The organism is Pseudomonas sp. Xaverov 259 (genome assembly GCF_019352915.1).
Classification (GTDB): Bacteria; Pseudomonadota; Gammaproteobacteria; order Pseudomonadales; family Pseudomonadaceae; genus Aquipseudomonas.
Map to the genome: position 1 here is coordinate 104,950 of NZ_JAAAFV010000048.1, position 26,037 is coordinate 130,986.

A 26,037-nucleotide genomic window follows, 5' to 3' on the forward strand; every position below is an offset into this window, starting at 1 on the left:
AAAAGCTCACGGGGCAGGCACAAAAATCAGATACGCGGAGTTATGCGGATGAATCACAAAGTGGCCTTCAGTTTTGCCGACGGCAAGACCCTGTTTTTCCCGGTAGGCGCGAATGAAATGCTGCTGGATGCGGCATTGCGCAACGGCATCAAGATCCCGCTCGATTGCCGTGAAGGCGTGTGCGGCACCTGCCAGGGTCGTTGCGAGTCCGGTGATTACACCCAGGATTATGTCGACGACGAAGCCCTCTCCAGCCTCGACCTCAAGCAACGCAAGATGCTCAGTTGCCAGACCCGCGTGCAGTCCGACGCTACGTTCTACTTCGATTTTGATTCGAGCCTGTGCAATGCGCCGGGGCCGGTGCAGGTGCGCGGCAGGGTCAGCGAAGTGCAGCAGGTGTCGGCCAGCACGGCGATTTTGCAAGTGACCCTGGACAACCCGCTGGACTTCCTGCCCGGTCAATATGCGCGCCTGGCGGTGCCTGGCACCGACAGTTGGCGTTCATACTCCTTCGCCAACCGGCCGGGTCATCAACTGCAGTTTCTGGTGCGACTGTTGCCCGATGGCGTCATGAGCAACTACCTGCGCGAGCGCTGCCAGGTGGGTGATGACGTGCTGATGGAGGCGCCATTGGGTGCCTTTTACCTCAGGCATGTCACCCGGGCGCTGATACTGGTGGCCGGCGGCACTGGCCTGTCGGCCTTGCTGGGCATGCTCGATGAGCTGGCGGCCAACGGCTGCAACCAGCCGGTGCACTTGTATTACGGCGTGCGTGGGGCCGAGGACTTGTGTGAAGCAACACGCATCCAAGCCTATGCAGCGAAAATCCCCGGTTTGCGCTACACCGAAGTGCTCAGCGCCGCGTCACCCGAATGGCCCGGCAAACGCGGTTACCTCACCGAGCATTTCGACCTGGCCGAATTGCGGGACGGTTCGGCGGATATGTACGTGTGCGGGCCCCCTCCAATGGTCGAATCGGTCCAGCAATGGCTGGCGGATCAGGCACTTGATGGCGTTCAGCTGTATTACGAAAAGTTTACGCAGAGTAATATCTGACCCCTCAGCAGTTCTGAGGGGTTGATGCGGCGTGCACTCACCCTCAAGAAAAACAAGTAGAAGGGAATGTTAATGGCGGATGACATGGTTAACCCGGTGGGCCTCAAGCGTGGCCTGAAGAACCGGCACATTCAGCTGATCGCCTTGGGAGGGGCGATTGGCACAGGGTTGTTCCTCGGCTCGGCCGGGGTGCTCAAATCGGCGGGGCCGTCGATGATCCTGGGTTACGCGATCGCCGGCTTTATCGCGTTCCTGATCATGCGCCAGCTTGGCGAGATGATCGTCGAAGAACCGGTGGCCGGCTCCTTCAGCCACTTCGCACACAAATACTGGGGCGGCTACGCCGGCTTCCTGGCCGGCTGGAACTACTGGGTACTTTACGTGCTGGTGGGCATGGCCGAACTGACGGCCGTGGGCAAATACATCCAGTTCTGGTGGCCCGAAATCCCAACCTGGGTCAGCGCGCTGGTGTTCTTTGTCGCGGTCAACCTGATCAACACCCTCAACGTGAAGTTCTTCGGTGAAGCCGAGTTCTGGTTCGCGATCATCAAGGTGGTGGCGATTGTCGGCATGATCGTGCTCGGCTGTTACCTGCTGTTCAGCGGCACCGGCGGCCCGCAAGCCTCGGTGAGCAACCTGTGGAGCCACGGCGGGTTCTTCCCCAATGGCGGCATGGGGCTGCTGATGTCGATGGCCTTCATCATGTTCTCGTTCGGCGGCCTGGAGCTGGTGGGCATTACCGCCGCCGAGGCCAGCGAGCCGCGCAAAGTGATCCCCAAGGCGATCAACCAGGTGGTGTACCGCATCCTGATTTTCTACGTCGGCGCACTGACCGTGCTGCTGTCGCTGTACCCGTGGGATCAGCTGCTGCAAACCCTCGGCGCGTCGGGCGATGCCTACAGCGGCAGCCCGTTTGTGCAGATCTTCTCGCTGATCGGTAACGACACCGCTGCGCACATCCTCAACTTCGTGGTGCTGACCGCGGCGCTGTCGGTGTACAACAGCGGCGTGTACTGCAACAGCCGCATGCTGTTCGGCCTGGCCGAGCAAGGCGATGCGCCCAAGGCGCTGATGAAGCTCAACAAGCAAGGCGTGCCAATCCGCGCCCTGGCCATTTCGGCCCTGGTGACGATGCTGTGCGTGGTGGTCAACTACGTCGCGCCGCACAGTGCGCTGGAACTGCTGTTTGCGCTGGTCGTTGCCTCGCTGATGATCAACTGGGCACTGATCAGCCTCACCCACATCAAGTTCCGCAAGGCCATGGGCGAGCAAGGCGTGACGCCGTCGTTCAAGACCTTCTGGTTCCCGTTCAGCAACTACCTGTGCCTGGCGTTCATGGTGATGATCATCAGCGTGATGCTGGCGATTCCAGGCATTCGCGAGTCGGTGTATGCGATGCCGGTTTGGGTGGGGATTATCTACATTGCTTATCGGTTGCGGATCAGAAACGCGAAAGTAGCCGTGGCGCAGTAACCCCTGATGATCGTTCCCACGCTCCGCGTGGGAATGCATCCTGTGACGCTCCGCGTCACGACTTCAGAAGCGGACGCAGAGCGTCCAAAGCGGCATTCCCACGCAGAGCGTGGGAACGATCAGCCCCGGGATTACCGGGGCTTTTTGTTTAGAGCGTGGAACGCACTCGCCACAGTTCGGGGAACAACACCGTGTCGAGCATTTTGCGCAAATAACCCACGCCCTCGGTACCACCGGTACCGGGCTGGAAGCCGATGATGCGCTCCACCGTGGTCACATGCCGAAAGCGCCACTGGCGGAATGAGTCTTCCAGATCGATGAACTTCTCGGCCAACTGATACAAATCCCAATACCGGCTCGGGTCGCGATACACCTCGCGCCACGCCGCCTCCACAGACTCATCGTGAACCGTGGCCGCCGTCGGGTCGCGTTCGGCGCGCTTGGGGTCAATCGCCAAACCTGCTTTAACCATCAGGTTGATCGCCTCGTCGTACAGCGACGGCGTAGCAATCGCCACTTTCAACTGGTTCAACAACTCTGGGCGATGCGCATGCGGGCGCAACAGCGCTGCGCTTTTATTCCCGAGGATAAATTCGATCTCGCGGTACTGGAACGACTGGAAACCCGAGGACTGCCCCAGGAACGGGCGAATCGCCTTGTATTCCGACGGCGTCATGGTCGCCAGCACCGCCCAGGCATGCACCAGTTGGTCGAAGATCCGCGACACCCGCGCCAGCATCTTGAAGGCCGGCGGCAACTCGCCCAGGCGCACGTGCTCGCGGGCGGCCTTGAGTTCGTGGAGCATCAGTTTCATCCACAGCTCCGAGGTCTGGTGCTGGATGATAAAGAGCATTTCGTTGTGGTCCGGCGACAACGGGTGCTGGGCGCTGAGGACTTTGCCCAGGTCCAGGTAGTCGCCGTAGCTCATGGACTCGGAAAAATTCAGTTCGGCGTTATGCCATTCTTCCGGCGGCTGGTAATCAGGTGAAAAGGGACACTGGCTCATCGCGTGGGCTCCTTGAGCGGGCGGAGAATGGCACGGACGGGGCTGGCGTCCAGGTTGGCAAAGCGCAGCGGCAGTGCGATCAACTCATAGTCGCCCTCCGGTACGTCATCGAGCACGATGCCTTCGAGAATCGCCATGCCATGGCGGGCCACGGCGTTGTGCGAATCCATGGTCTTGGACTGTTGCGGGTCCAGCGACGGCGTGTCGATACCGATCAAGCGCACGCCCAGGCTGGCGAGCAGCTCAATGGTTTGCGGGGCGATGGCGGTGAAATTCGAATCCCACTCGGTCAGCGGCGCCTGTGCATAAGTGCGTAGCAGCACGCGCTCAGGCAAGTTATCCACACGCCCTTGCAATTGATGCGGCTGCACCAACGCGCCGCTGCGCAGGCAATGCAACACCCGGCACGGGCCCATGTACACATCCAGCGACACCTCGCCGATCGGCGCGCCGTCGGCGCTGTAATGCAGCGGCGCGTCCACATGGGCGCCGGTGTGCGGCGAAAACGTCACGCGCCCCACATTCACCGGGCACTGCGGGCCGAACTGCCATACGCGCTCTTCCTGGAACGGCGTATCGCCCGGCCAGGTCGGGGTCGCCGTGCTCAAGGGCGGGCTGATATCCCACCACGTTTTTATTGGGTTCATTGCAAGGCTCTCACTCGTTCTTGGGTGAATGATACGAGGGCCGGCCGTGCATTTTCTTGCGAATTCCTGCGCAGGGTGGGAATTTTTTCGCAGTTACTGCGAGGAAACAGCGGTTTACCGCACAAACCTATCACTCAAGAGTTCCTCCATTTTCTGTGGGAGCCGGGCTTGCCCGCGATAGCGGAGTGTCAGGCGACGGAGATGCAAGCTGTAGCGCCGTCATCGCGGGCAAGCCCGGCTCCCACAGGGGTTGGTAGTGCATGGTGAATCATCGTGCACCTGCGCTTCTGGGCATCCCGATGTCGAGTTCAGACCACTGGCCCAACGCCCAAGGCCTTAGGGTGGACCCTTCCATTCCCTGCCTCGGAGCCATCATGTCCAAGCCCATCACCGTACTGCGCGACACCCACCCGCTACCTGTCCTGGATGCCTGCAAGTGGGAAAAGCTCGAAGGCGACCCACACACCGTCAACCTCAACGCCTACACCAGCGAAGACGGCAGCAAGATCATGGGCACCTGGATCTGCACACCCGGCAAGTGGTACGTGGAATACGTGAAGTGGGAATACTGCCATTTCCAGGAAGGCTACTGCGTGATCACACCCGAAGGCATGGAGCCGATTCACCTGCGGGCTGGGGATATCTTTGTGGTAGAGCCAGGCATGAAGGGCACGTGGGAAGTGGTCGAAACCGTGCGCAAGTATTTCGTGTTTGCATAAGCAGCATCAGATAAATCCTTGGCCTGCTTCAGTTTTTCCCTAGCGTGAGTCCGGCCCCTTTAAAGCACCCTGCGATGAGTCCTCCCCCTCACGCAGGCTGCCTAATTGAACGTCCTGACCAAAGTATGTGTGTTAAACATCTGTGTTTTTCTCGCACCCTCTGCCCTCGCTGATTTCATTAGTGACAGCACCGGCAAGCTTGAGCTGAAGAACTTTTACTTCAACCGTGACTACCGTGAGCCCAATGCCACGCAGTCCAAGCGCGAAGAATGGGCACAAGGTTTCGCGTTGCAAATTGAGTCCGGGTATACCGAAGGCACCGTGGGTGTTGGCGTTGATGTCCTCGCCATGGCGGGCTTCAAGCTTGATTCAAGTGCAGACCGAACCCGCTCCGGCTTATTGCCGGTACGCCAATCCGGCAAAGCCGAAGACAGCTATGGCGAAGCCGCTTTTACGGCAAAATTCAGGGCTTCCCAAACGACGCTGAAAATCGGTGCGCTGGCCCCGCCGACGCTACCGATACTGGAAAAAAACGTCGGCCGCTTGCAGCCGCAGCTTTTCAAGGGCGCGCACCTGCGCTCCCAGGAACTCAAAGACCTGACACTGGACGTGGGCAGAATTACCCACGTCAACCAGGTCGACTCAACCCACTATGAAGCGTTGGCGGTCGCCACCGGCGCACGCAGGAATATCGTGGTGCGTGGGAAGAATCAATCGAATGCATTCGACTTTGCAGGCGGCAGTTACGCCTTCAACAAACAACTCACCGCCAGCTACTACTACAGCACGCTGGATAACCTCTACACCCAGCACGCGGGCAGCCTTCAACATACCTATCCGGTAGCCGAGAACCAAAGCCTGAAAAGTGAATTGCGTTACACACGCTCTCTCGATAACGGCCAAACCAACATCGACAACACCGCAGCGGGCGCGATGCTGACCTACGCATGGGGGGCGCATAAATTGGGTGGGGCCTATCAAACCATGTCAGGCAACACAGGCTACGCCGCTGTCAGAGGAAGTTATCCCACACTGGTGAATTTTCTGCAGTACAGCGACTTCGCCAATAAGGATGAAAAATCCTGGCAAGTGCGCTACGACTACGACTTCACCGCGCTGGGCGTTCCCGGCCTTTCCATGTTCACGCGCTATGCATCGGGCAGCAACGTCGACCGAGGACCGGGCCGTTCGGACGGGCGTGAGTGGGAACGGGATATCGATGTGAGCTATGCCTTCCAGAACCCGACCCTGAAAAACGTCAAAGTCCGCTTACGCAACGCAATGATGCGCTCCAACTTTGAAAGCGATATAGACGAAACACGCTTGATCGTCAGCTACGAAAGGCCACTGTGGTAACCGGCAAAAACCCGAGAGCCCGCCCGACGCGGGTTCTCGGAAACGCACCTACTTGGGTTTGCGATAGCTGTTGATGATGGCCGAGAAGTCTTTACCGCCTTCCCCACGCTGACTCATCGATTGATACAACTGCTGGGCCACGGCGCCGAGGATCACCGGTTGCTTGGCCTGGCGCGCGGCTTCGGTGGCCAACCCCAAGTCCTTGAGCATTAGGTCGGCGCCGAAACCACCGGAATACCCACGGGACGACGGCGCGGTTTCAATCACCCCCGGCCACGGGTTGTAGGTGTCCGAACTCCAGCAACGCCCGGTGGAGCTGTTGATGATGCCGGCCAGCACTTGCGTGTCGATGCCCAGCGCATCGCCCAGGGCCATGGCCTCGCTGACGCCGACCATGCTGATGCCGAGCAACAGGTTGTTGCAGATCTTGGCGATCTGGCCGGTGCCGACGTCGCCGCAATGCACGATATTGCGGCCCATCTGTGCCAGCACCGGTTGCAGGGTGGCGAACAGTTCCGGGGTGGCGCCGACCATGAAGGTCAGGGTCCCTGCGCTAGCACCGCCGGTGCCGCCAGAGACTGGAGCATCAGCTATCACCACACCTTGCTTGGCCGCCGTAGCGGCAACCTCGCGGATGGTTTGCGGGTCGATGGTGCTGCAATCCACGGCCGGCACGCCTTCACCCATCCCGGCGAGCACACCGTCTTCGTTCAGCCAAACGCTGCGCACATGGGCGGCGGCGGGCAGCATGGTAATCACCAGCTCCGCGCCTTGTGCCGCTTCACGCGGTGAGCCTGCGACGGTGGCGCCCAGTTCTGCGAACTCCTTGAACACGCCTGGATTTACGTCGAACACATTCAGCTTATTGCCAGCCAAAAGCAGGTTGCGGGCCATGGGCGCGCCCATGTTGCCCAAGCCGATAAATGCAATCTTCATGATCGTCTCCCCAAATCAGCGCAGGTTGATGGTGGTGTTGACGCCATCGTTGACCGTGTCGTCGTCGAACCAGCGGCTGGTGACGGTTTTGGTCTGGGTGTAGAACTGCACCACTTGCTTGCCATACGGGCCGAGGTCGCCGAGCTTGGAACCACGGGAACCGGTAAAGCTGAAGAACGGAACCGGCACCGGAATCGGGATATTAATGCCGACCTGGCCTACATCGATTTCGCTCTGGAACTTACGCGCCGCCGCACCACTTTGGGTAAACAGGCCAGTGCCGTTGCCGAACGGGTTGGCGTTGACCAGAGCAATGGCCTCATCCAGCGTGGCAACTTCCAGCACCACCAGCACCGGGCCGAAGATTTCCTGGGTGTAGATCTGCATATCAGTGGTCACGCCCGAGAACAGGGTCGGGCCGACAAAGTTGCCTTGTTCGAAGCCTGGCACCTTGATGTCGCGGCCATCCAGCTCCAGCTTGGCGCCTTCTTTCACGCCGCTTTCGATCAGTTCCAGGATGCGGGCTTTGGCGCGTTTGGAGATCACCGGGCCGACATCCGTACCGGCTTCGCTGCCGGCATTGACCTTGAGTTTTTGCGCCAGCGCTTTCAGGTCCGGCAGCCACTGCTTGGCCGCGCCCACCAGCACCACCACCGAGGTGGCCATGCAACGCTGGCCCGCCGCGCCGAAACCAGCACCGACCAGGGCATTCAGCGTGTGTTCGCGGTTAGCATCCGGCAGCACCACGGCGTGGTTCTTGGCGCCCATCATCGACTGCACACGCTTGCCGTGTTTGCCGGCCAGGTCGTACACGTGAGTGCCGACGGCAGTCGAACCGACGAAAGAAACCGCCTTGATATCTTTATGGGTACACAGCGCATCCACCACATCCTTGCCACCGTGAACCACGTTGAGCACGCCGGCCGGCACACCGGCTTCCAACGCCAGCTCTACCAGCAACATAGTCGACAGCGGGTCTTGCTCGGATGGCTTGAGCACGAAGGTGTTACCGCAGGCAATCGCCATCGGGAACATCCACAGTGGAATCATCGCAGGGAAGTTGAACGGAGTGATGCCTGCGCACACGCCGATGGGCTGGCGCAGGGTGTAGGTGTCGACGCCACCGGCGACGTTTTCAGCGAACTCGCCCATCTGCAAGGTGCCGATGGAGCACGCGTGTTCAACCACTTCCAGGCCACGAAAAATATCGCCTTCGGCGTCGGCAATGGTCTTACCCTGCTCGGCGCTCAGGACTACGGCGATGCGCTTGGAATGCTCGCGGATCAAGGCTTGCAGCTTGAGCATGATGCGCATGCGTGCGCCGATCGGCGTGAGCTTCCAGGTTTGAAAAGCTTGATGCGCGGCGTCGATGGCGGCGTTGACTTCATCGGCGGTGGCGAAAGGGACTTTGGCCAGCACTTGTTGGGTGGCCGGGTTGACGATGTCTTGCCAGTGGGTGGTCTTGGACTCGACCCATTCACCGTTGATCAGCAACTTGACCTGTTGCACGGAAATATCGGCAGAAGCGTTCATGTGGTCTCCAAATCTTATATTTGTGCAGAGAACCAAGGCGTTGAATCGCCTTGAAGAATGAGGCGTTCGGACTGTTTTTGGAGTATAGATGTGCAAATCTCTAATAAGAACGCACATAAAAGCCGGTCCAATATGCAAAAAAACATCACGTCATTGGGCTCCCTGAACTGGGATGACCTGAAGTTTTTCCTCGAAGTGGCCCGCACCCGCAAGGCCAGCGTCGCCGCCAAGCGCCTGGCGGTGGACTACACCACCGTGTCGCGGCGTATCAGCTCGTTGGAAGTGTCGCTCGGCACATTGTTATTCGAAAAATCCCGGACCAACGGCTTCGTACTCACCACCGAAGGCCAGCGTTTGCTGGGGTATGCGGAGTCCATTGAAAGCACGCTGCACATGGCCTGCGAGCAGGTGTCCGGCTCCGGCGTGGCGCTGTCCGGCCATGTGCGCATGGGCTGCACCGAAGGTTTCGGCAGCTTTTTTGTCACCCCGCAGTTGAGCCATTTCGTCGATACGTATCCGGCCATTTCCGTGGATATCCTGCCCCTGCCCCACTTCATCAGCCTGTCCAAGCGCGAAGCCGACATAGTGATCGCCCTGGAGCGCCCGGAACACGGGCCGTATGTGTGCTGCAAACTGTGCGACTACAAACTGCAGTTGTACGCGACCCAGGACTACCTCGACCAACACCCACCGATCCGCAAACCGGCGGATTTGGCCGAGCATCCGTTTATCAGTTATGTGGATGATCTGGCGTTCAGCTCGGAGCTGTTGTACCTGGCCAATGTAGTACCCGGCGCCAGCGCGAGTTTGCGCAGTACCAGCGTGATCGCGCAGTACGTGGCGGCGCAGCAGGGCCGGTCGATGGCGATATTGCCGTGCTTTCTGGCGGCGCAGGATCCACGGTTGCTGCCGGTGCTGGGCGAGCAGATTGCGATAACGCGGCAGTTCTGGATGTATTGCCGGGAGGATTTGAGGAAGTTGAAGCGGATTACGTTGCTGTGGGATTACATCAGGGAAGTGACGGAGCAGAACGCGGGGTTGTTGATGGGGGAAACGCGGGAGATGAGGTTCGCGGATTAAAAGGCCATCAGCGACGATTCGCTTTAATTTGCAGGACGTTTCCTAGAGACTCTCTACCCTATTGCGCCTTACCGTTTGGGTCACTAGCCTCCTGACTTCGCTGCTCATCAGCGATCGGGTTTAGCGACTCGGAATAGTTGGGATGTGATGCCAAAGTATTGCCAGGCTTCTTGCCTGACTTTACCGTTTTATGGCGGCTGTACGCGGGAGACCTTCGGGTCTGCCGGGTTCCCAAATTTACCGGTTCGCTAACCCGTGTACAGCTGCCACCTCTTCATGTTTAGCGACATGCCGTGGTGACCCCTACTGCAAATTTGGGAAACATCATGTCAAAAATCGTCCCCGATCCACCGCTGTCCTCCATCACCACCCTCGGCGTCGTCACCTTCGGCGACTACGGCGAAAACCAAAAACCGCTGTTCCGCGTGAATGCCGGCATGCCCATCGAGCAAGCCCTTGAACACGCCTCCACCCTGCTGTTTTATTCCAAGAAACTCGCCATGGAAGCCGCCATGGATGTACGCGGCGAGCAATACGCCTGGGCCGCGCACTACCTGTGTGAGATGGGCAAAGCCGTGGTGGATGACCTGACGCAAGCGATGACGCCGAGCAGCTAAGCGAACACGCCAGCAAGCACACCGCAAAACAAAATGTGGGAGCGGGCTTGCTCGCGAAAGCGGTGGGTCAGTGAGTAAATCATTGTCTGAACCACCGCCATCGCGGGCAAGCCCGCTCCCACACTTGAACTACGGCGGGCACAGCATTCAGGTCTGGCACAAATAAGTGTGGGAGCTGGCTTGCCTGCGATGGCAGTGGGTCAGTCAATAAATCCCTGGCTGAATTGCCTGGATTAGATCGTTCTCATAGTTAAATCGCACCAGCCCCAGCTATTTGCGGATGCCGAGCCCGCACTTCCCGCAAAAACTCACCCGCGGTGCTCTTGAGCCAAGCAATTAACCGAGCGATATCGGGCTCCGACTGTCGTCCGTTTCGGCAGATGATGTAGTAGGCCGCTGGCGACATCATCACTGGGCTATTCAGCGCAACCAATGTGCCGCCTTCCAATTGGTCGTACACCAACGCAGTTCTGCCCAGCGCAATCCCTGTGCCCTTCACCGCCAGACTGATCGCCTGGCTCGAATCCGGAAATCGCGGCCCATGGTGATAAGGCGGCGCCGCCAGACCCTGAAATGCAAACCAGCTTTCCCACCCCGGACACACCTGATCGTCCACCCGATGGATCAGCGGGTACCGGGCGACATCTTCCAGTGCAATATCACCCTTCAACCGCAGAAACTCCGACGAACAAACGGGGAACACCGCGTCGCGCATCAGCAGTTCAACATGATGATCCGGGTAGTCACCGTACCCCATCACCACCGCAACATCGTATTGATGAGCCTCCAGGCTGGCGCCGCTCATGTCAGCGCTGGTCAACACCAGGTCAATGTTGAACGAGGCCTCAGTGTGAGAACCGTGCATTCTGGGAATCAGCCACGTCGAACAGAGGGAAGACGTGCATGAGAGGTACAACGGCTGGGATTTACCGGGGTTGAGTGAATGCAGCACCCCGTCCAGCGCCTTGAAAAATCCGTCGGTTACCGGCAATAAGGCCTGCCCCGCTGCCGTCAGCTTGACACCGCGCGAGTGTCGCTCAAACAACTGCACGCCCCACCACTCCTCAAGGCCCGCAATTTGATGACTGATGGCACTGGCGGTGAGGTTGAGCTCAGAGGCAGCACGCGCAAAACTACCCGTTTGCGCTGCGCTGACGAACGCTTGAAGCATGGGTGTGGGAGGCGGACGCTGGGCCATCAGGTGCTCACTTTGATCAAGATGATCCCGCAAACAATGACGAATGCCGACAGCATCCGTCGCCAACCGAACCGTTCATGAAAGAACAGCGCGGCAATAATGGCGCCGATAATAACACTGGTTTCCCGCAGCGCTGAGACCTTGGCGACCGCATCCAGCGATAACGCAAACAACACCAATCCGTAAGACGCCAGGTAAAAAACACCGCCTAACAGGCCTACTCGCCAATGCCCACGTATTGCTTGAGCCAAGGCTGAACGCTCTTTGGAATACGCCAGCACAGGGATCGGAATACTCTGGAACACTGTCAGGTAGATGATGTACTGCATTACCGTCTCACTCGCTCTTACACCTTTGGCATCCACCACCGTGTAAGACGCAATAAACACACCGGCGCACACCGCCATCAGGATCGGTTTGAACATCTGCGCCGTCATCCTGCGCACAAAGGTCAGGCTGATAATCCCCACACAAATCAGCAACACTCCGGTCAAAGCCTGGAGTGACAACTGCTCATGCAGCAGAAAGTAGGAAAACAGCGCGACCAATACGGGCGGTACCCCACGCATCACGGGATAAACCTGGCCAAAGTCACCCGTTTCATACGCCTTGATCAGAAATAGCCTATAGACCGTATTGAGCATCACGGAGACGAGGATATAGCTCCCAACCTCCAGGCTCGGCACACTGACAAATGGCAAGGCCAGCAGGCATATCACTAGCGCGGTACCATCAACCATGGCCAAGGTCATGAAGCGACTGTTACCGGCGCGGACTACTGCGTTCCAGGTGGCGTGCATGAAGGCAGAGATCAAGACCAGCGTGATCGCGATATCGGAGTTGTCCATGGGGCTCGGCTTATGGCGGATATTTGAGGACTTACGTTATGAACATCGGGGCATCATTGTTTGCGTAACCACATCCGTAGCATATAGCGATTCAGATCGCTCAAAGGCTCAGCATCATTGATTTCGGAACGTGGAGCGCTCATATCAATGAAGTGTGTCCGGGTATGAAGAAACTTGTTATCGGCCGAAATAAGTACCTGTCCTGGCTCCAGCAGTACTCGATGCTGAACCGATGATTGATCGAGAACGGTATCTAGAAAGTCCAGCGCTTGGGATTGAGCCACTGTTAACGGCACTCCTGCCTTCAAATGAGCCGACTCTATGTAGACTCGAAAGTATCTAATCAGTGGAACACCTTCACTTGAAAAACTCAGGATGGGAGCTTTAAACAACTGCTCTTCATCTGACATGCCGCGATTCTCAAAAAAGAAGTCACATTTGAGTTCTTCCAGTATTTCCGGGAACGCCATCAGTTCCGCATAAACAGAGCTTGCATCAATGAGAATACTCTCCCCGCCTAAAAGCGCTTTCTGTCCGCAAGCTAAGATTAAGTAATCGATAGGCAGTGGGTCGCTCACCCCATCATTGTGTACGTAGGCACCTTGACGGGTTTGATGGTATCTCGCACCTTCCTCAATGCTCTTACCACCTCGGTCATAAACCTCAATCACCTTGTGACCGAGATGGTTCTGCACCATTGGCTTACCTAGTAAAGAACCGAATGTCCACACCAGCGATTTGAAGCTTGCAAGCTCTTCGACCTTAAAGCCATCGAGGATCAAGACATGACTCTCGTGATCAATCATGTTTCGTATTCTATGTAGTTCCTCGCTAAGAACGGGCAATAGCAGTGGGTTTATATAGGCAGGCTTCGCATCAAATCGACTATCCTGAATTTCGGATTCGATAATTTTTTTTGCACTTAATAGTTCCTCAAAAGCTTTTTTTGAAAGCCTGACCTTAGAAACCTCTTGGCGAAAATTACTGACGTTTATGTTCATCGCAATCCTTTACGGTAGTTAGAGCGGATATTTAACTAAACTCAGCACTTTCTAAAAAGCGAAACCTCATCAGCCCAGCCATCAAAATTCGTCATGGCAGACCGTTCCTACAGATAAAAACACTGGACGTTTATTGCTGGAATTCGGCTATGGCGCATCAGCCTCAGCGAAGCCTTGAACACGCCTCCACCTTGCTGTTTTACTCCAAGAAACTCGCTATGGAAGCCGCCATGGATGTACGCGGCGAACAATACGCCTGGGCCGCACACTACCTGTGTGAGATGGGCAAAGCCGTGGTGGATGACCTGACGCAAGCGATGACGCCTACGAGCTAAAGGCTAGATCGCAGATCGTTCCCACGCTCTGCGTGGGAATGCCGCCCTGGACGCTCTGCGTCTGCTCTTGAAGTCGTGACGCGGAGCGTCACAGGATGCATTCCCACGCGGAGCGTGGGAACGATCGGTGAAGCGGTGGGCCAGTCAATGACCCATTGTCTGAATGACCTCAATCGATCGTTCCCACGCTCTGCGTGGGAATGCCGCCATGGACGCTCTGCGTCTGCTCTTGAAGTCGTGACGCGGAGCGTCACAGGATGCATTCCCACGCGGAGCGTGGGAACGATCGGTGAAGCGGTGGGCCAGTCAATGACCCGTTGGCTGAATGATCTCAATCGATCGTTCCCACGCTCTGCGTGGGAATGCCGCCTTGGACGCTCTGCGTCCGCTTTTGAGGTGGGTGCTTAGTCGGCGATCACGACGATCGACACGCGCCGGTTCTCGGTGCGGCCTGCCACGGTGGTGTTTGACGCCACCGGCTCGCTGCTGCCCAGGCCGCGTAGTTGGATGTTTTCTTCTTTCATGCCCACGCCGGTCAGCACCTTGCCCACGCTTTTGGCGCGGCGCAGGGACAGTTGCTGGTTGTAGGTTTCTTTGCCGGAGGCATCGGTGTGGCCGTCGACGCGCACGCGCTCGATGCCGGCGCCCACCAGGGCTTTGCCGATGCGTTCGACGATGTCGGTGCTGGCTTTGTTGAGGCTTTCCACATCGCTGCCGAACAGCACTTTGCCGGACAGGCCGAACGCCCAGCCTTCGTCTGTCAGTTCAAAGCCTTGTTGTTTAAGCACGGCGATTTGCGCCGGACTCAGGCCTTTGGGTGGGGGCGTCTGGCAGCCGCCGAGGGCCAGGAAGGCCACCAGCAAAGTGATAAACAGAACACGCGTTTTAGAGAACAAGGGATCAACTCCTGTGTTGAACATTGGCAGCGGTAGGCTCCGCCTCCGCCGTTTGCTGGCTGCCTTGGGACAGCCGCTTGGCTTGGTACATGGCCGCGTCGGCGGCATTGAGCAAGGTGCCGGGAGTGGCGCCATGATCGGGGTAAATGGCAATGCCGATACTGAGGGAGGTCAACACCTGTTCGTTGCCGGGCAATGGGATCGGCTTGTCCATGCTGGCAATGATCTTGTCGGCGATGCGCTGGGCATCCTCGGCCTTGTGCAGCGGCGCCAGCAGGATCGCGAATTCATCGCCGCCCAGGCGTGCCACCAGGTCATCCTCACGCAGTTGCGCACGCACACGCTCGGCGACGGCGACCAGCACGGCATCGCCGGCGGCGTGGCCGAAGTTGTCGTTGATGTCTTTGAAGCGGTCGCTGTCGAGGAACAGCACCGCCACTTTCTCATTGACCTTGGCGGCGCTGCGCAGGGCGCGGATCATGCGGCCCTCGAAAAACGCGCGATTGGGCAAGCCCGTGAGGCTATCGTGGCTGGCCTGGTGCGCGAGGGTTTCATTTTCACTTTGCAGGTGGCTTTGCCAGGCTTCCATCTCGCCGAGCAGGGCGTTGAAGTCGCTGCCGAGGCTGTCGAGTTCGGCGATCTGCGCCGGCGGCACGCGCCGGTCGAAATCGCGCTCGCTGCGGGCGGCGTGGGCCACGGCGGCGAGGCTTTGCAGCGGTTGGGTGATGCCTTGCAACAGGCGCCGCGCCAGGTACAACGCGACCCAGGCGCTGAGGGCGGTGCAGATGAGGATGCCGGCCAGGCCGCTGAGCAAGAAGCGCAGCAGGCTGCCGCCATGGCCGACCAAGTGAATACTGCCGACCGGTTTGCCCTGGTGCAGGATCGGCTGGCTGATGGGCTGTTCAAGCAGGGTGTGCGCCACCGCCAGCTCCACCTTGGACAGCATGCCGGTTTCCGGCCGTATCCATTGCGCCAGCAGCTTGCCGTTGGCATCGAAGACTTCGGCCTGGGCCACTTCTTCGGTGGAGGCGATCAGGCTCAGCGCTTCGGTGGCGGCGGCACTGTCGTCGAACACCACCGCAGCTTCCACGGTGTAGTTGATAGAGCGCGCGATCAGGTGCAGGTTGTGTTCGGCATACACCCGCAGCGCCAGCACGCCCAGCAGGGTCAGCGACACACTGGCCAGGGTCACGGCCACCAGTGCCAGGATCAAATGCCCACGGCCAATGACCGAACGCAAGGTCGGCCGCGCTTTTGCGGTTCTCATGGCGCTGGCGCTCGACGACGGGACAGTTGCAACACACTGGGGTGGATGCGCACGCCACTGCGGGCGACGGAGTCCAGGTTGACTTCGAACGACACTTGCTCATCACCCACGCGCAGGCAGAACAGGCTGCCCACGGTGCATTGGTCGCCGCCTTCGCTGATGCTGAGCACCGGGTGGCCGATCAATGAGGTGAACAGGCGGCTGCGTTCATCGGCGGAAAGTTTGCCGATGTAAATCGCGTCACAGGCGCTGACGATATCGGGGTTGTCGGCGAGCAGGCGCTTCACCACCACCGGGCGGCCAGTGGCCTGGGTGGTGCCTTTGATCAGGTCGTCGGTGTATTGGGTGGGGCCGACGATACACAAGCGCAGTTGTGCAGGCTCCACCGGCCAACGGGCATAACTGAGGATGCCGAGTACCACTTGAGTCACCGCCTGGGCGCGGTGATCCGCCAGGCTGGGCGTCTGCGCAAATGCACGCGGCGCGAGCAGGCATAGCACCGCCACCAGTAACATGCGTCTCCAGCTCAAACTGCGCTCTGTGGGCGAGACAGCCACGTTCATGCAGCGATTCTCTCAAGTGTTTTACAGGGTGATGCCGCAACGATAGCACAGCGGCGGAAAACCCTACGAATTGGGGGTTTATCAAAGCTCGCTATTTTTTCAGAAAAATCAGACAACTAAACCAGAAATTTTTCATGACCCATCAGTCAGTTTTATCAGGCGCCGCATCCAACTCCAGCATCAACCCACTCAGGCGTTTGACCTTGCGCCGCACCGCTTCCTCAAACACCCCGCCTCGCGGTTCGATCAAACTGAACCAGCGTTTGGCGCGGGTGATGCCGGTGTAGATCAGCTCTTTGGTCAGCACCGGGTTCAGCGCATCCGGCAGGATCAGCGCGGTGTGGGTGAATTCCGAGCCCTGGGATTTGTGCACCGTCATGGCGTACACGGTTTCCACATCATTCAGACGGCTAGGCAGTACAAAACGCACGCCGCCCTGGCCATCGTTGCGTGGGAAAGCCACACGCAGCACCTGTGGGCCACCGTCGCTTTCGGGCAGTTTAAGGGCGATGCCGATGTCGCCGTTCATCAAGCCCAGGCCGTAGTCGTTGCGGGTCATCAACACTGGGCGGCCTTCGTACCATTGGTCATCGCCTTCGATCAGCCGCACTTTGCGCAAGGCGGCGGTGATGCGCTGGTTTAAGCCTTCCACGCCCCACTGGCCTTTGCGCACGGCACACAGCAGCTGGAACGCATCGAAGGCTTGCAGCAGCTGTTGCGCCCAGTGGGTCCAGGCGGCGTCTTCACGTGGGGTGTCGAGTGCAGGACGCGCGCTTTGCAGCAAATTCAGGTAATAGCGATAACCCTGGGCATCGTCGCCCTGCCCGTCCAGTACCAGGCGCTCAAGGGCGTGATCGTGTTCGCCCTTGAGGCTGAGGCAGAACAGGTCGCTGTGGCTACGCGCGGCAAGCAGTTTGCGCGCCTCTTCGGCGTTTTGTTGGTTAACCCAGCGCGCCAATTGGCCGATACCACTGCCTTCGCCGAAACGTCGCGAGTAGCGCAGCATGACCACTTGCTGGGCGAGCGGATGACTGCCATCGAGGTCTTCGTGCAGGTCGCTGGCGCTGAGGTCTTCGCCGCTGACCGCTTGCAGCCATTGGCGCGTGTCGGGGCTGTACCAGCCGGCTTCGGCATCACGGCATAGGTCGCCGAGCACCGCGCCGGCTTCTACCGAGGCAAGTTGGTCTTTGTCGCCGAGCAGCACCAGGCGTGCGTGGGGCGGTAAGGCGTCCAGCAGGTTGGCCATCATTTCCAGGTCGATCATCGAGGCTTCGTCCACCACCAGCACGTCCAATGGCAACGGGTTGCCAATGTGATGGCGAAAATGTCGCGTGCCGGGACGGCTGCCGAGCAGGCGGTGAACCGTGGTGACTTGGGTAGGGATTTTGTCCCGTACGCTGTCCGGCACATTCAGCGACAACACTTGTTGGCTGATGGATTCGGTGAGGCGTGCGGCGGCTTTGCCGGTGGGCGCGGCGAGGCGGATGCGCAATGGGCTGTTGGCCGCGACTGCCGGGGCCTGCAGCAGCGCGAGCAAGCGCACTACGGTGGTGGTTTTGCCGGTGCCGGGGCCGCCGGTAACGATGCTGAAGGCTCCGCGTGTGGCCAGGGCGCAGGCGAGTTTTTGCCAGTCGATCACGCCGTCCGGCGGCGCTTGATCGAACAAGGTGTTCAGGCGCTGCGGCAAATCAGTGGCGACGGTTTCCTGGGTGGCCAGGCGCAGGCGCAAGGCCGTGTCGATGCGTCGTTCGTAGGTCCAGTAGCGGCGCAAATACAGGCGTTTGCCGGACAACACCAGCGGGCGGCTTTGGGCCGATTCACTGCCATCTACAGCCAGCGCGACCAGGTGGCTGGCGGCCAGCGCGTGGCACCAGTGGGCGCCATCAAGGCCGTCGAGCAATTGCGAGGGCAGCAGCATGGCGCCCGTTTGCAGGTCGCCTTCGGGGGGCAATGACAGGGCAAAGTCTGGCGCTTTAAGGGTTTCGAACAGGTCCAGGCAGACGTGGCCATGGCCCAGTTGGTGGCTGGTCAATGCGGCGGCCAGCAATACCAGCGGGTCGGCCTGTGGGTCGAGTTCGTGGAGGAAGCCGACGAAGGCTTTGTCCAATGCGCGCAGCCAGCCACGGTCAACCCAGCGCTCCAACAGTTGCAGCAGGTCGACGGCGCGGCTGAGCGGCAGCAAGTCCTCAATCGGTAACGGCGACAGGCTCATAGCAGCACTCCTTGTTCCCAGGCGGGCTCAACCTTGGGCGGGATGGGTTTGCCCTGGAACAGCAGGTCCAAGCCTTCGATCAGTTCCCGTGGCGGCCGGGTGAAATACGCACCTTGGCTAGTGGCCTGGGTGCCACGCAGGAACAGGTACAGCGCGCCGCCGACATGGCGGTCGTAGTCGTAATCCGGCAGGCGTGCCTTCAGTTGGCGGTGCAGGGCCAGGAGGTACAGTACGTATTGCAGGTCGTACCGATGCTCAAGGATCGACTGCTCCATGGCGTCCTGGGTGTAGGCCGAATCGTCAGGGCCAAGCCAGTTGGATTTGTAGTCGGCCACGTAATAACGGCCGTCGTGTTCGAACGTCAGGTCGATAAAACCTTTGAACATACCGTTGAGCAGCACCGGTTCGGCAGCCACGCGGGACACGCCGTTGTGGGTGTGCTGGCACACCAGCTTGTCGAGGGCCAGCACGTCGACTTTGTGGCTGGCGAACCAGAACTCCATTTCGATCTGGTAGTGCTGCAGGCTGCTGAGGGCGACTAGATCGTTATCTACCGGCAGCGGCGTTTGCAGCAAATGGCCGAGCCAGCCGCTGAGGGTGACGATCCAGCCTTCCCAATTGCGCCGATTACAGCGGGCGCCCACGGCTTTTTCGATGGCCTCGGGCGTCACGTTGAAGCCTTCCTCACCCGCCCATTCCAACAGGCCATGAAGGAAGGTGCCGGGGTTAGGGCCACGTGGGAAACGGTGAATGTCACCGCCAGACGCTGCCACTTCACGCGGTGCGTCGGGGTCGAGGCGTTCGTCGTCGAACAGCTTCTGGGCTTGTGGGCTTTCTGGTGCTTCTAGATTAGCGGCGCTCATGCTGTCGCCAATTCTTAGCGCACTGTAAGAAGCGATCCACCAGTTTTCAGCGGCCTTGCGCTTGGGCAGTAGCGGTGCCAGCAAGGTGGCCTCGTTGCGCGGCGGGTGGAACAGAATGTCTTGGGCGTCGGGCACGTGGGTGTAGTGGATGGCAGCGCAGCCCTCCTGCAAGTCCAGCAGCCAGCGCGCCAGACCGGCGGATTCGCCCAACGAGGCACCGGCACCGAGCAGATAACCCAGCGCGGACAGGTGCAAGACAGAGCTGCTGTTATTGCCACGTTTGAGGTCGGCAATGCCCAACCAGCACGCGTGTTTGGCACGCGTAAGGGCGACGTAGAACAACCGCAGGTCTTCGGCCAGGCGCTCGTCGTCGGCTTGGGCAATCAGCTCGGCGGTCGGCCGCAGGCTGACTTGGGACTTGCCGTGTTCGTCGTGGTAATGCAGCGGCAAGCGGCTGCCATCCACCGGCTTGGCCGAGCAGATAAAGGGCAGGAAGACCAGGTCGTATTCCAGGCCTTTGGATTTGTGGATGGTCACCACCTTGACCAATTGTTCGTCGCTTTCCAGGCGCAGAATCTGTTCTTCACCGGCCTGGCCTGACAACGCCAGGTGTTCGGCCAGGTGGCGTATCAATGCCTGTTCGCCGTCCAGCTCTGACGCGGCCTGTTGCAGCAGTTCGCTCAGGTGCAACAGGTTGGTCAATACGCGCTCGCCGTCACTGCGGGCGATCAGGGTTTGCGGCAGCTTGAAATCATGCAGCAGGCGCCGCAGCATCGGCAGCACGCCTTGGGTACGCCAGATCGCGCGATAACCACGGAACTGCATCACGCGGGTTTCCCACGCCAGTTCGTCCTGGTTCAGACGCTCCAGTTCCGCCAGTGACAGGTTCAGGGTGACGCAGGCCAGGGCGGCGCGCAGTGGACGCTCGACGTCCGGCTCGGCGCAGGCCTTGAGCCAAGCCAGCAGGTCGTGGGCTTCCTGGGCGGCGAATACCGAGTCCTTGTCGGACAGATAAACGCTACGTACACCACGGGCGGCCAGTTCGGCGCGCACGGCTTGGGCTTCCTTGCCGTCGCGCACCAGGATGGCGATGTCTGACGGGAGTACGCCTTTAAAGCTGCCATCTTTTACGAATCCGGCCGTGCCTTGCTGCCCACCATTGAGCAACTCAACAATTTGTGTGGCACAGGCGGCTGCCAGTTGTTGGCGATAGACCGCGTTGGAAATCGGCTGGTCGGTGGGCAAGTGCCAGAGGTTCATCGCCGGCAGGGTCTGACCATCGACTTGCAACTGCTCTTTGCGGCCTTGGGACAACACCGAGTGGAACGGCACCGGGTTGTCGCCATTCGGCTCACGGAACAGGAACGCGCCACGGCCAGTTTCGGCACGCTGGAACACATGGTTCACCGCTTCGACCATCGCATGGCTGGAGCGGAAGTTGGTGCCCAGAGTGTGATGGCGGCCGGTGGTCGACTGTCGGGCGCGCAGGTAGGTGTAGATGTCGGCGCCACGGAAGGCGTAGATCGCCTGCTTGGGGTCGCCGATCAGGAACAGGCCACTGTCGTGGTGGTTTTCTTCGATGCGGTAGATGCTGTCGAAGATGCTGTATTGCACCGGGTCTGTGTCTTGGAATTCGTCGATCAAGGCGACCGGGAACTGCTCGCGGATCACACTGGCCAGGCGCTCGCCGCCGTCGGTTTGCAGGGCGGCGTTGAGACGAATAAGCATGTCGTCGAAGCCCATTTCGGCGCGGCGACGTTTTTCTTCTTCGAAGCGTTTACCGACCCAACCGGCGGCGTGTTGCAACACGGCGGCGTCGGGCGTTGGCAGCGCGTCGAGGCTGGCTTTGAGGCTGGCCATGGCGTCGATACCGGGGTGACGCGGCGGCTCGCCCTTCCAGGCTTCAGCCATGCCATCGGGCGTGAGGCGGGTGAAGCCGGTGCCGATGTCGAGTTGTTCAAGGGTTTCGTCAGCGGCCCAGGCGCTGATTTTTTCGAACCAGGGTTCGAAGTAGCGCGCTTGCATCTTGCGGCCGTCAACGGCTTTGGCGGCGACGGCTTGCAGGCAGATATCGCGCAGTTCGATGGCCCATTGCTGCCAGGGCGCTTTGATGTTTATCAGCGCTTCGCGGCGTTCTTGCAAGCAGGCGCTGATCAGTTCGGCCGGTTCGCGCGTCTCGTCGGTGGGCCGTTCGCTGCCGAACAGCGCGCGCACGCGTGGCATCAGCGCGGCGGGGCCGCTCCAGTTTTTGCGCACCCAGTTGAGTGCGTCGTCGTGCATTGGGTAGCAGAACAGCCGCCAGTAATCGCGCAGTACTTCGCCGAGCAGGTCGCTGTGGTCGGTTTCAAGGGTCTGGGTGAACAGGCTGCCGCTGTCGAATGCGTGTTCGCGCAGCATGCGCTGGCACCAACTGTGGATGGTCGAAACCGCAGCTTCGTCCATCCATTGGGCGGCGATGTCCAGGCGGTTGGCGCAGGCGGGCCATTGCTCGGGCAGGTATTGGTCACGCAGGTCGGCGATCAGGGCGTCGGGTTGCTCGATTTCGTCGCGAAAGAACCGTGCAGCTTCCGCCAGGCGGATGCGGATGCGTTCGCGCAGCTCTTTGGTGGCGGCGTCGGTGAAGGTCACCACCAGGATTTGCGGTGGTAGCAGTTCGCGACCAAAGCCGGATTCGTCACCACCGTGGCCGAGCACCAGGCGCAGGTACAGGGCGGATATGGTGAAGGTCTTGCCGGTGCCGGCGCTGGCTTCAATCAACTGGCTGCCTTGGAGTGGGAAGGCCAGGGCCAAAGGTTTACTGATCATGCGCTGGCCTCCTCGCTGCTGAGTGATCGCCATGGGGCGTTGATCAAGGGCCGATACAGGGTTTCGGCCCAACCTTCGAATTCTTCGCTGGCGATGAGCGTGGCGTAATCCGGGAATTGGCGGGTGAGCGCCGGGGTTTCGCGGCGTTCGCCGTCGGTGGTCAGGCCATCGCCTTCATAGGCTTTGCTGGCGGCTGCCTGGGCCTTGTCGGGGTCGGTTAGGCCGAGCCAGGCGAAGGCGGTTTTCACCGCTACGGGCAGCGGTTTGCGCATGCCGGTGTGCCAGGCCAGTAACAGGTTGCCGAGTATTTCCTGGGCGACGGTTTTTTCCAGCGGGGCCAGCAGCAAGGTGTCGTCACTGGCGACCAGCCCGGTACTGAGTGGCAAGCCGCAGGCGCAGGCCACCACATGATTGATCCATGGGCGGATCAGGCGATGCCACTTGCGCGTCTTGATCGAGCCGATGCTGTTGGGGATGGTGGTGACGCTTAACAATCCGCCATCGCTGCGCCGATGCAGGCCACTGATCCAACCTTCCAGCTCAATGCCTTGATGCTCAAAACTGATCGGTTCGGCCGCGGTTTGTGGCGTGGGCCAGAGCGCCAGTAAGTGTTGATAACGTTGCAATAGATCGGGCAATGGCTCGACCAATTCACTACGCAGGCATTCGCCGAAACCGACCATGGGCAGCAGGCCACTGCCTTGCAGGCGCAGGGCTTGGGCATTCAGGGCCTGGTCTATGTGATCGGGCTGGGCCAAGGCCGCATTGAGCAGGCTGTCGCTGAGGCTGTAGCGTTGCAAGGCATCGAGAACGAAAGGTTCTTCATCGGCCAGCGGGACTTCGGCGGCCTCGAAGAACACTTTCAGACGTTGGCTGAAGAAGTGTTTGACGGGGTTGCGCACAAAGTCCTGCAACTGGCCGAGGCTCAGGGGTTCTTCCTGAAGGTGTTCTGCCAGTTCGTCTTCTGTGGCTGTGGCCGTAGGTGCCTGGTGGAGCAATTGCCATTCGCGGGCGTAGCTGAACAGCTCGTCGCCTTCGTGGAAGTAGCGGGCGCTGAAGGGTTGGAGTGGGTGCTCCTGGGTCATGGCCTCCAGCAGGGGTTCTTGTGTGTCTGCGTTATGCCAGCCGCTGGCGAGGTGGTCACGCAGTTGGCCAATCAATACCGAGGCCGGGCGGTCGCTGTTGTCGCGGATGCTGCGGCCTACCCAGCTGATATAGAGCTGATCGCGGGCAGACAGCAGCGCTTCGAGCAGCAGGTAGCGGTCGTCTTCGCGGCGTGAACGGTCGCCGGGGCGGTAGTCGCTGCCCATCAGGTCGAAGTCCAGCGGCGGTTGGGCGCGCGGGTAATCGCCGTCGTTCATACCGAGCAGGCAGACCAGCTTGAACGGGATGGCGCGCATGGGCATCAGGGTGCAGAAATTGACAGCTCCCGCGAGGAAGCGCTGGGACAGGCGGCCTTGGTCGAGGCCGGCGAGCCAGGCTTCGCGGACTACGGTTAGGGGTAATTCGTCCTGCAGGCCAACGGACTCGCAGGTTTCCAGCCAGTCTTCTCGCAACTGTTCGAGCTGGCCGAGTAGATACTCGTCGTGCTCGCTGCTGGGCAGGAAGAACAGCTGCATCAAGCGTTGCAGACGCTCGCCCCATTCTTGGGGGCTTGCCGGTTGTGACAAGGCTTGATGAGCGTGGTTTAGCGCATCGAGCAAGGCCACCAGTGGGCCGATCAGCGCGGCGTCGAGGCCGCCGATTTCATCGTAGGGTTCGATGCCGTCACAGGCAATTCCAGTGCCTACGGCATAACCCAGCAGCATGCGACGCAGGCCGAATCGCCAGCTGTTTTGCTCAAGCTCCTGGGGCAAACCGAGGCCGGCGCGCTGTTCGGCGTTGAGGCCCCAACGGATGCCGGCGCCTTCGATCCAGCGGTGCAGCGTGGGCAGGTCGCGCTCCTTGATGGCAAAACGCTCGCGCAGCGCGGGGACGTCGAGCAGATCGAGGATTTCGCTGACGGGGAAACGGCTGTCCGGGAGTTTGAGCAGGTGTTCGACGGCGATCAGCAGCGGATCGCGGCCACGTTGGCCTTGGTCAGTGAGTGTGAACGGGATGAATCGCGGATCGTTTCGTTCAAGTTGGCCGAAGACCGCGCGGATGTGCGGCGCGTAACTGTCGACGTCGGGGACCATGACGATGATGTCCCGAGGACGCAGTGTTGGGTCTGCACTGAAGCGTTGGAGCAATTGGTCGTGGAGAATTTCCACTTCACGTTGGGCGCTGTGGGCGACGTGAAAGCGGATGGAGCTGTCGTGTGTTAGATCGACGCCTGGCCACAGCTCACGTGTTTCATTGAGTGGGCGCAGCTCGAGGATGTCGTCCTGTAACTGATTGAGCAATGTGGTGGGCTGGCTGTCGCTGAACAGGTCGATGCGGCCATCACGGAAGGCGGCGCGGTAACTGTTGGGGTCGTCGTAGCTGTCCAGCAGGCTAATGTAATCACGGCCCTGTTTGCCCCAGGCGGCCAACAATGGGTGCGCATGCTGGTGCAGGGTTTGCGGGTCAATGGTGACTGGCATGCCGGCTTTGCGCGCCTGACGCTTGTACTCGTTACGTAGCAGGTCTTTGTCGGCGACGATGTCGGACCAGTGGTGGCGACAAGGGTTGTGTACGCACAGCAGGACTTGGCTGAAGCGTGCCAGGCCGGCGAGTGCTTCCAGCGCTTGGGCGGGCAAGGATGAGATGCCAAAAACGATAACTCGGGACGGCAGGCCTTGCGGGGCTTTTTCGAGGGTGTTGATCCGCTCGATGAAACGCTGGTGAACACCGGCACGGCTTTCGGCCATGCCCTCTGCGCCTACATCCAGTAGCAGTGCGCGCCATAGCTCTGCCTGCCAACAGTTTGCCGGGTTCAGGGGCTTTGCGTCGCCTCGACCACTGCGCAATTGATGGCGGCCGGCAGCCCAATCTTCCAGCCAGTCGGCGCGGTAGACCTGGTATTGGTCGAACAAGTCGGCCAGACGTTCGGCCAGTTGATAGCGTTTGCGCAGGTCGGTGTCGTCGGTGAGGAAGCGCTGCAGGGGCTCGAAGTGCGGTTGGTCAATGAGCTCCGGGAGCAGGCGCATCAGTCGCCAGGTCAGCGGGGCTTTATCGAGCAGGGACTTGGGCGGGATTTCGTCTTTGCCCAGGACCATGCGATAGAGCTGCCACATGAAGCTACCGGGCAGTTGCACATCGATAGCCGCAGCGATGCCACAGCCGCCCATATCATCTTCTTCCGGATCTTCTGCCAAGGCCAGCTTGAGCCATTGGGCAATGCCGTTGCTTTGGACCAGGGCAATTTCGTTTTCCAGAGGAGCCAACGGATAACGGCGCATCCAGCTGACTACCAGGCTGCGCAGCTCGTCCAGGCGGTTGCCGTGAACCACCATGAATCCAGCGCTGAGGGACGTCGCATCCGGCATAACGGCTTCCTTGGGAAAAGCAAAATCGAGGCATGGACTTTAGCATTGAAGGCGGTTGCAGGCTGCAAGAGGGAAACGCTTGATACGTTGCGTGCCCACACTTTTCGACCGCCCAAAACAAAACCCCTGATTGCGTTAGCAATCAGGGGTTTCGGAATTTAATCTTGACGATGACCT

The 26,037-nt window shown here is 59.8% G+C and carries 19 protein-coding genes and 1 pseudogene; 7 read left to right on the forward strand and 13 right to left on the reverse strand.

Translation table 11 applies throughout. From position 1 onward, the window contains the following. Positions 1 to 48: 48 nt before the first annotated feature. Both antC and K0H48_RS21245 read left to right on the forward strand, forming a co-directional pair. Complete coding sequence (gene antC / locus K0H48_RS21240; RefSeq protein ID WP_219269017.1) at positions 49 to 1,056, forward strand: anthranilate 1,2-dioxygenase electron transfer component AntC; 1,008 nt, start codon at positions 49 to 51, stop codon at positions 1,054 to 1,056. Between the two features lie 72 nt (positions 1,057 to 1,128). Beyond that, positions 1,129 to 2,529, forward strand: a complete 1,401-nt coding sequence (locus tag K0H48_RS21245) for an amino acid permease (RefSeq protein WP_219269018.1) — start codon at positions 1,129 to 1,131, stop codon at positions 2,527 to 2,529. 148 nt (positions 2,530 to 2,677) lie between these two features. On the opposite strand, the gene kynA is transcribed toward K0H48_RS21245, so the two are convergent. Both kynA and kynB read right to left on the reverse strand, forming a co-directional pair. After that, positions 2,678 to 3,535, reverse strand: a complete 858-nt coding sequence (kynA, locus tag K0H48_RS21250) for a tryptophan 2,3-dioxygenase (protein WP_219269019.1) — start codon at positions 3,533 to 3,535, stop codon at positions 2,678 to 2,680. Continuing rightward, positions 3,532 to 4,182 (reverse strand): arylformamidase, encoded by a 651-nt coding sequence (kynB, locus tag K0H48_RS21255; RefSeq protein WP_219269020.1) that lies wholly within the window; start codon positions 4,180 to 4,182, stop codon positions 3,532 to 3,534. The genes kynA and kynB overlap by 4 nt, the downstream gene beginning before the upstream one ends. A 374-nt stretch (positions 4,183 to 4,556) precedes the next feature. On the opposite strand from kynB, the gene K0H48_RS21260 reads away from it, so the two are divergent. Both K0H48_RS21260 and K0H48_RS21265 read left to right on the forward strand, forming a co-directional pair. After that, on the forward strand, positions 4,557 to 4,901 hold the full coding sequence (locus tag K0H48_RS21260) for a cupin domain-containing protein (RefSeq protein ID WP_003230905.1): 345 nt from the start codon (positions 4,557 to 4,559) through the stop codon (positions 4,899 to 4,901). A gap of 105 nt (positions 4,902 to 5,006) precedes the next feature. Further along, positions 5,007 to 6,257: an OprD family porin gene (locus K0H48_RS21265; protein ID WP_219269021.1), complete on the forward strand. Its 1,251-nt coding sequence runs from the start codon at positions 5,007 to 5,009 to the stop codon at positions 6,255 to 6,257. 48 nt (positions 6,258 to 6,305) lie between these two features. On the opposite strand, the gene mmsB is transcribed toward K0H48_RS21265, so the two are convergent. Together mmsB and K0H48_RS21275 are read right to left on the reverse strand one after the other, a co-directional pair. After that, positions 6,306 to 7,193 carry a 3-hydroxyisobutyrate dehydrogenase gene (mmsB, locus tag K0H48_RS21270; protein WP_219269022.1) on the reverse strand — a complete coding sequence of 296 codons (888 nt, stop codon included), beginning with the start codon at positions 7,191 to 7,193 and terminating at the stop codon, positions 6,306 to 6,308. Between the two features lie 15 nt (positions 7,194 to 7,208). Beyond that, on the reverse strand, positions 7,209 to 8,726 hold the full coding sequence (locus K0H48_RS21275; protein ID WP_083356770.1) for a CoA-acylating methylmalonate-semialdehyde dehydrogenase: 1,518 nt from the start codon (positions 8,724 to 8,726) through the stop codon (positions 7,209 to 7,211). A gap of 132 nt (positions 8,727 to 8,858) precedes the next feature. On the opposite strand from K0H48_RS21275, the gene K0H48_RS21280 reads away from it, so the two are divergent. After that, complete coding sequence (locus K0H48_RS21280) at positions 8,859 to 9,806, forward strand: LysR family transcriptional regulator (RefSeq protein ID WP_017137973.1); 948 nt, start codon at positions 8,859 to 8,861, stop codon at positions 9,804 to 9,806. Positions 9,807 to 10,132: 326 nt separating this feature from the next. Beyond that, positions 10,133 to 10,423 (forward strand): DUF3077 domain-containing protein, encoded by a 291-nt coding sequence (locus K0H48_RS21285; RefSeq protein WP_219269023.1) that lies wholly within the window; start codon positions 10,133 to 10,135, stop codon positions 10,421 to 10,423. A gap of 250 nt (positions 10,424 to 10,673) precedes the next feature. Here the strand turns inward: K0H48_RS21285 and K0H48_RS21290 are convergent, their stop codons facing one another. From K0H48_RS21290 to K0H48_RS21300, 3 genes are read right to left on the reverse strand one after another with little or no spacing between them, the layout of a single operon-like run. Further along, positions 10,674 to 11,621, reverse strand: coding sequence for a LysR substrate-binding domain-containing protein (locus tag K0H48_RS21290; RefSeq protein WP_219269024.1), 948 nt, complete (start codon positions 11,619 to 11,621; stop codon positions 10,674 to 10,676). Next, positions 11,621 to 12,469, reverse strand: coding sequence for an EamA family transporter (locus K0H48_RS21295; protein ID WP_219269025.1), 849 nt, complete (start codon positions 12,467 to 12,469; stop codon positions 11,621 to 11,623). Before K0H48_RS21295 ends, K0H48_RS21290 begins: the two co-directional genes overlap by 1 nt. A gap of 53 nt (positions 12,470 to 12,522) precedes the next feature. After that, positions 12,523 to 13,470 carry a TauD/TfdA family dioxygenase gene (locus K0H48_RS21300; protein WP_219269026.1) on the reverse strand — a complete coding sequence of 316 codons (948 nt, stop codon included), beginning with the start codon at positions 13,468 to 13,470 and terminating at the stop codon, positions 12,523 to 12,525. A gap of 170 nt (positions 13,471 to 13,640) precedes the next feature. Here K0H48_RS21300 and K0H48_RS21305 point away from each other — a divergent pair. Further along, positions 13,641 to 13,805: pseudogene (locus K0H48_RS21305) on the forward strand (DUF3077 domain-containing protein); the annotation flags it as partial. Positions 13,806 to 14,209: 404 nt separating this feature from the next. Here the strand turns inward: K0H48_RS21305 and K0H48_RS21310 are convergent. The 6 genes from K0H48_RS21310 to recC all read right to left on the reverse strand — a co-directional run bounded on the left by K0H48_RS21310 (position 14,210) and on the right by recC (position 25,860). Next, the gene (locus tag K0H48_RS21310) at positions 14,210 to 14,701 is read right to left on the reverse strand and encodes an OmpA family protein (protein ID WP_219269027.1); all 492 of its coding nucleotides are present in this window, start codon (positions 14,699 to 14,701) and stop codon (positions 14,210 to 14,212) included. 4 nt (positions 14,702 to 14,705) lie between these two features. Next, positions 14,706 to 15,968 (reverse strand): diguanylate cyclase, encoded by a 1,263-nt coding sequence (locus tag K0H48_RS21315; RefSeq protein ID WP_219269028.1) that lies wholly within the window; start codon positions 15,966 to 15,968, stop codon positions 14,706 to 14,708. Next, entirely contained in the window at positions 15,965 to 16,531 is a 567-nt protein-coding gene (locus tag K0H48_RS21320) for a YfiR family protein (protein WP_219269029.1), read from the reverse strand. Before K0H48_RS21320 ends, K0H48_RS21315 begins: the two co-directional genes overlap by 4 nt. Positions 16,532 to 16,673: 142 nt before the next feature. Next, positions 16,674 to 18,743, reverse strand: coding sequence for an exodeoxyribonuclease V subunit alpha (gene recD, locus K0H48_RS21325; RefSeq protein WP_219269030.1), 2,070 nt, complete (start codon positions 18,741 to 18,743; stop codon positions 16,674 to 16,676). Beyond that, the gene (recB, locus tag K0H48_RS21330; RefSeq protein ID WP_219269031.1) at positions 18,740 to 22,411 is read right to left on the reverse strand and encodes an exodeoxyribonuclease V subunit beta; all 3,672 of its coding nucleotides are present in this window, start codon (positions 22,409 to 22,411) and stop codon (positions 18,740 to 18,742) included. Before recB ends, recD begins: the two co-directional genes overlap by 4 nt. Then, the gene (gene recC / locus K0H48_RS21335; RefSeq protein WP_219269032.1) at positions 22,408 to 25,860 is read right to left on the reverse strand and encodes an exodeoxyribonuclease V subunit gamma; all 3,453 of its coding nucleotides are present in this window, start codon (positions 25,858 to 25,860) and stop codon (positions 22,408 to 22,410) included. Before recC ends, recB begins: the two co-directional genes overlap by 4 nt. Positions 25,861 to 26,037: the final 177 nt, after the last annotated feature.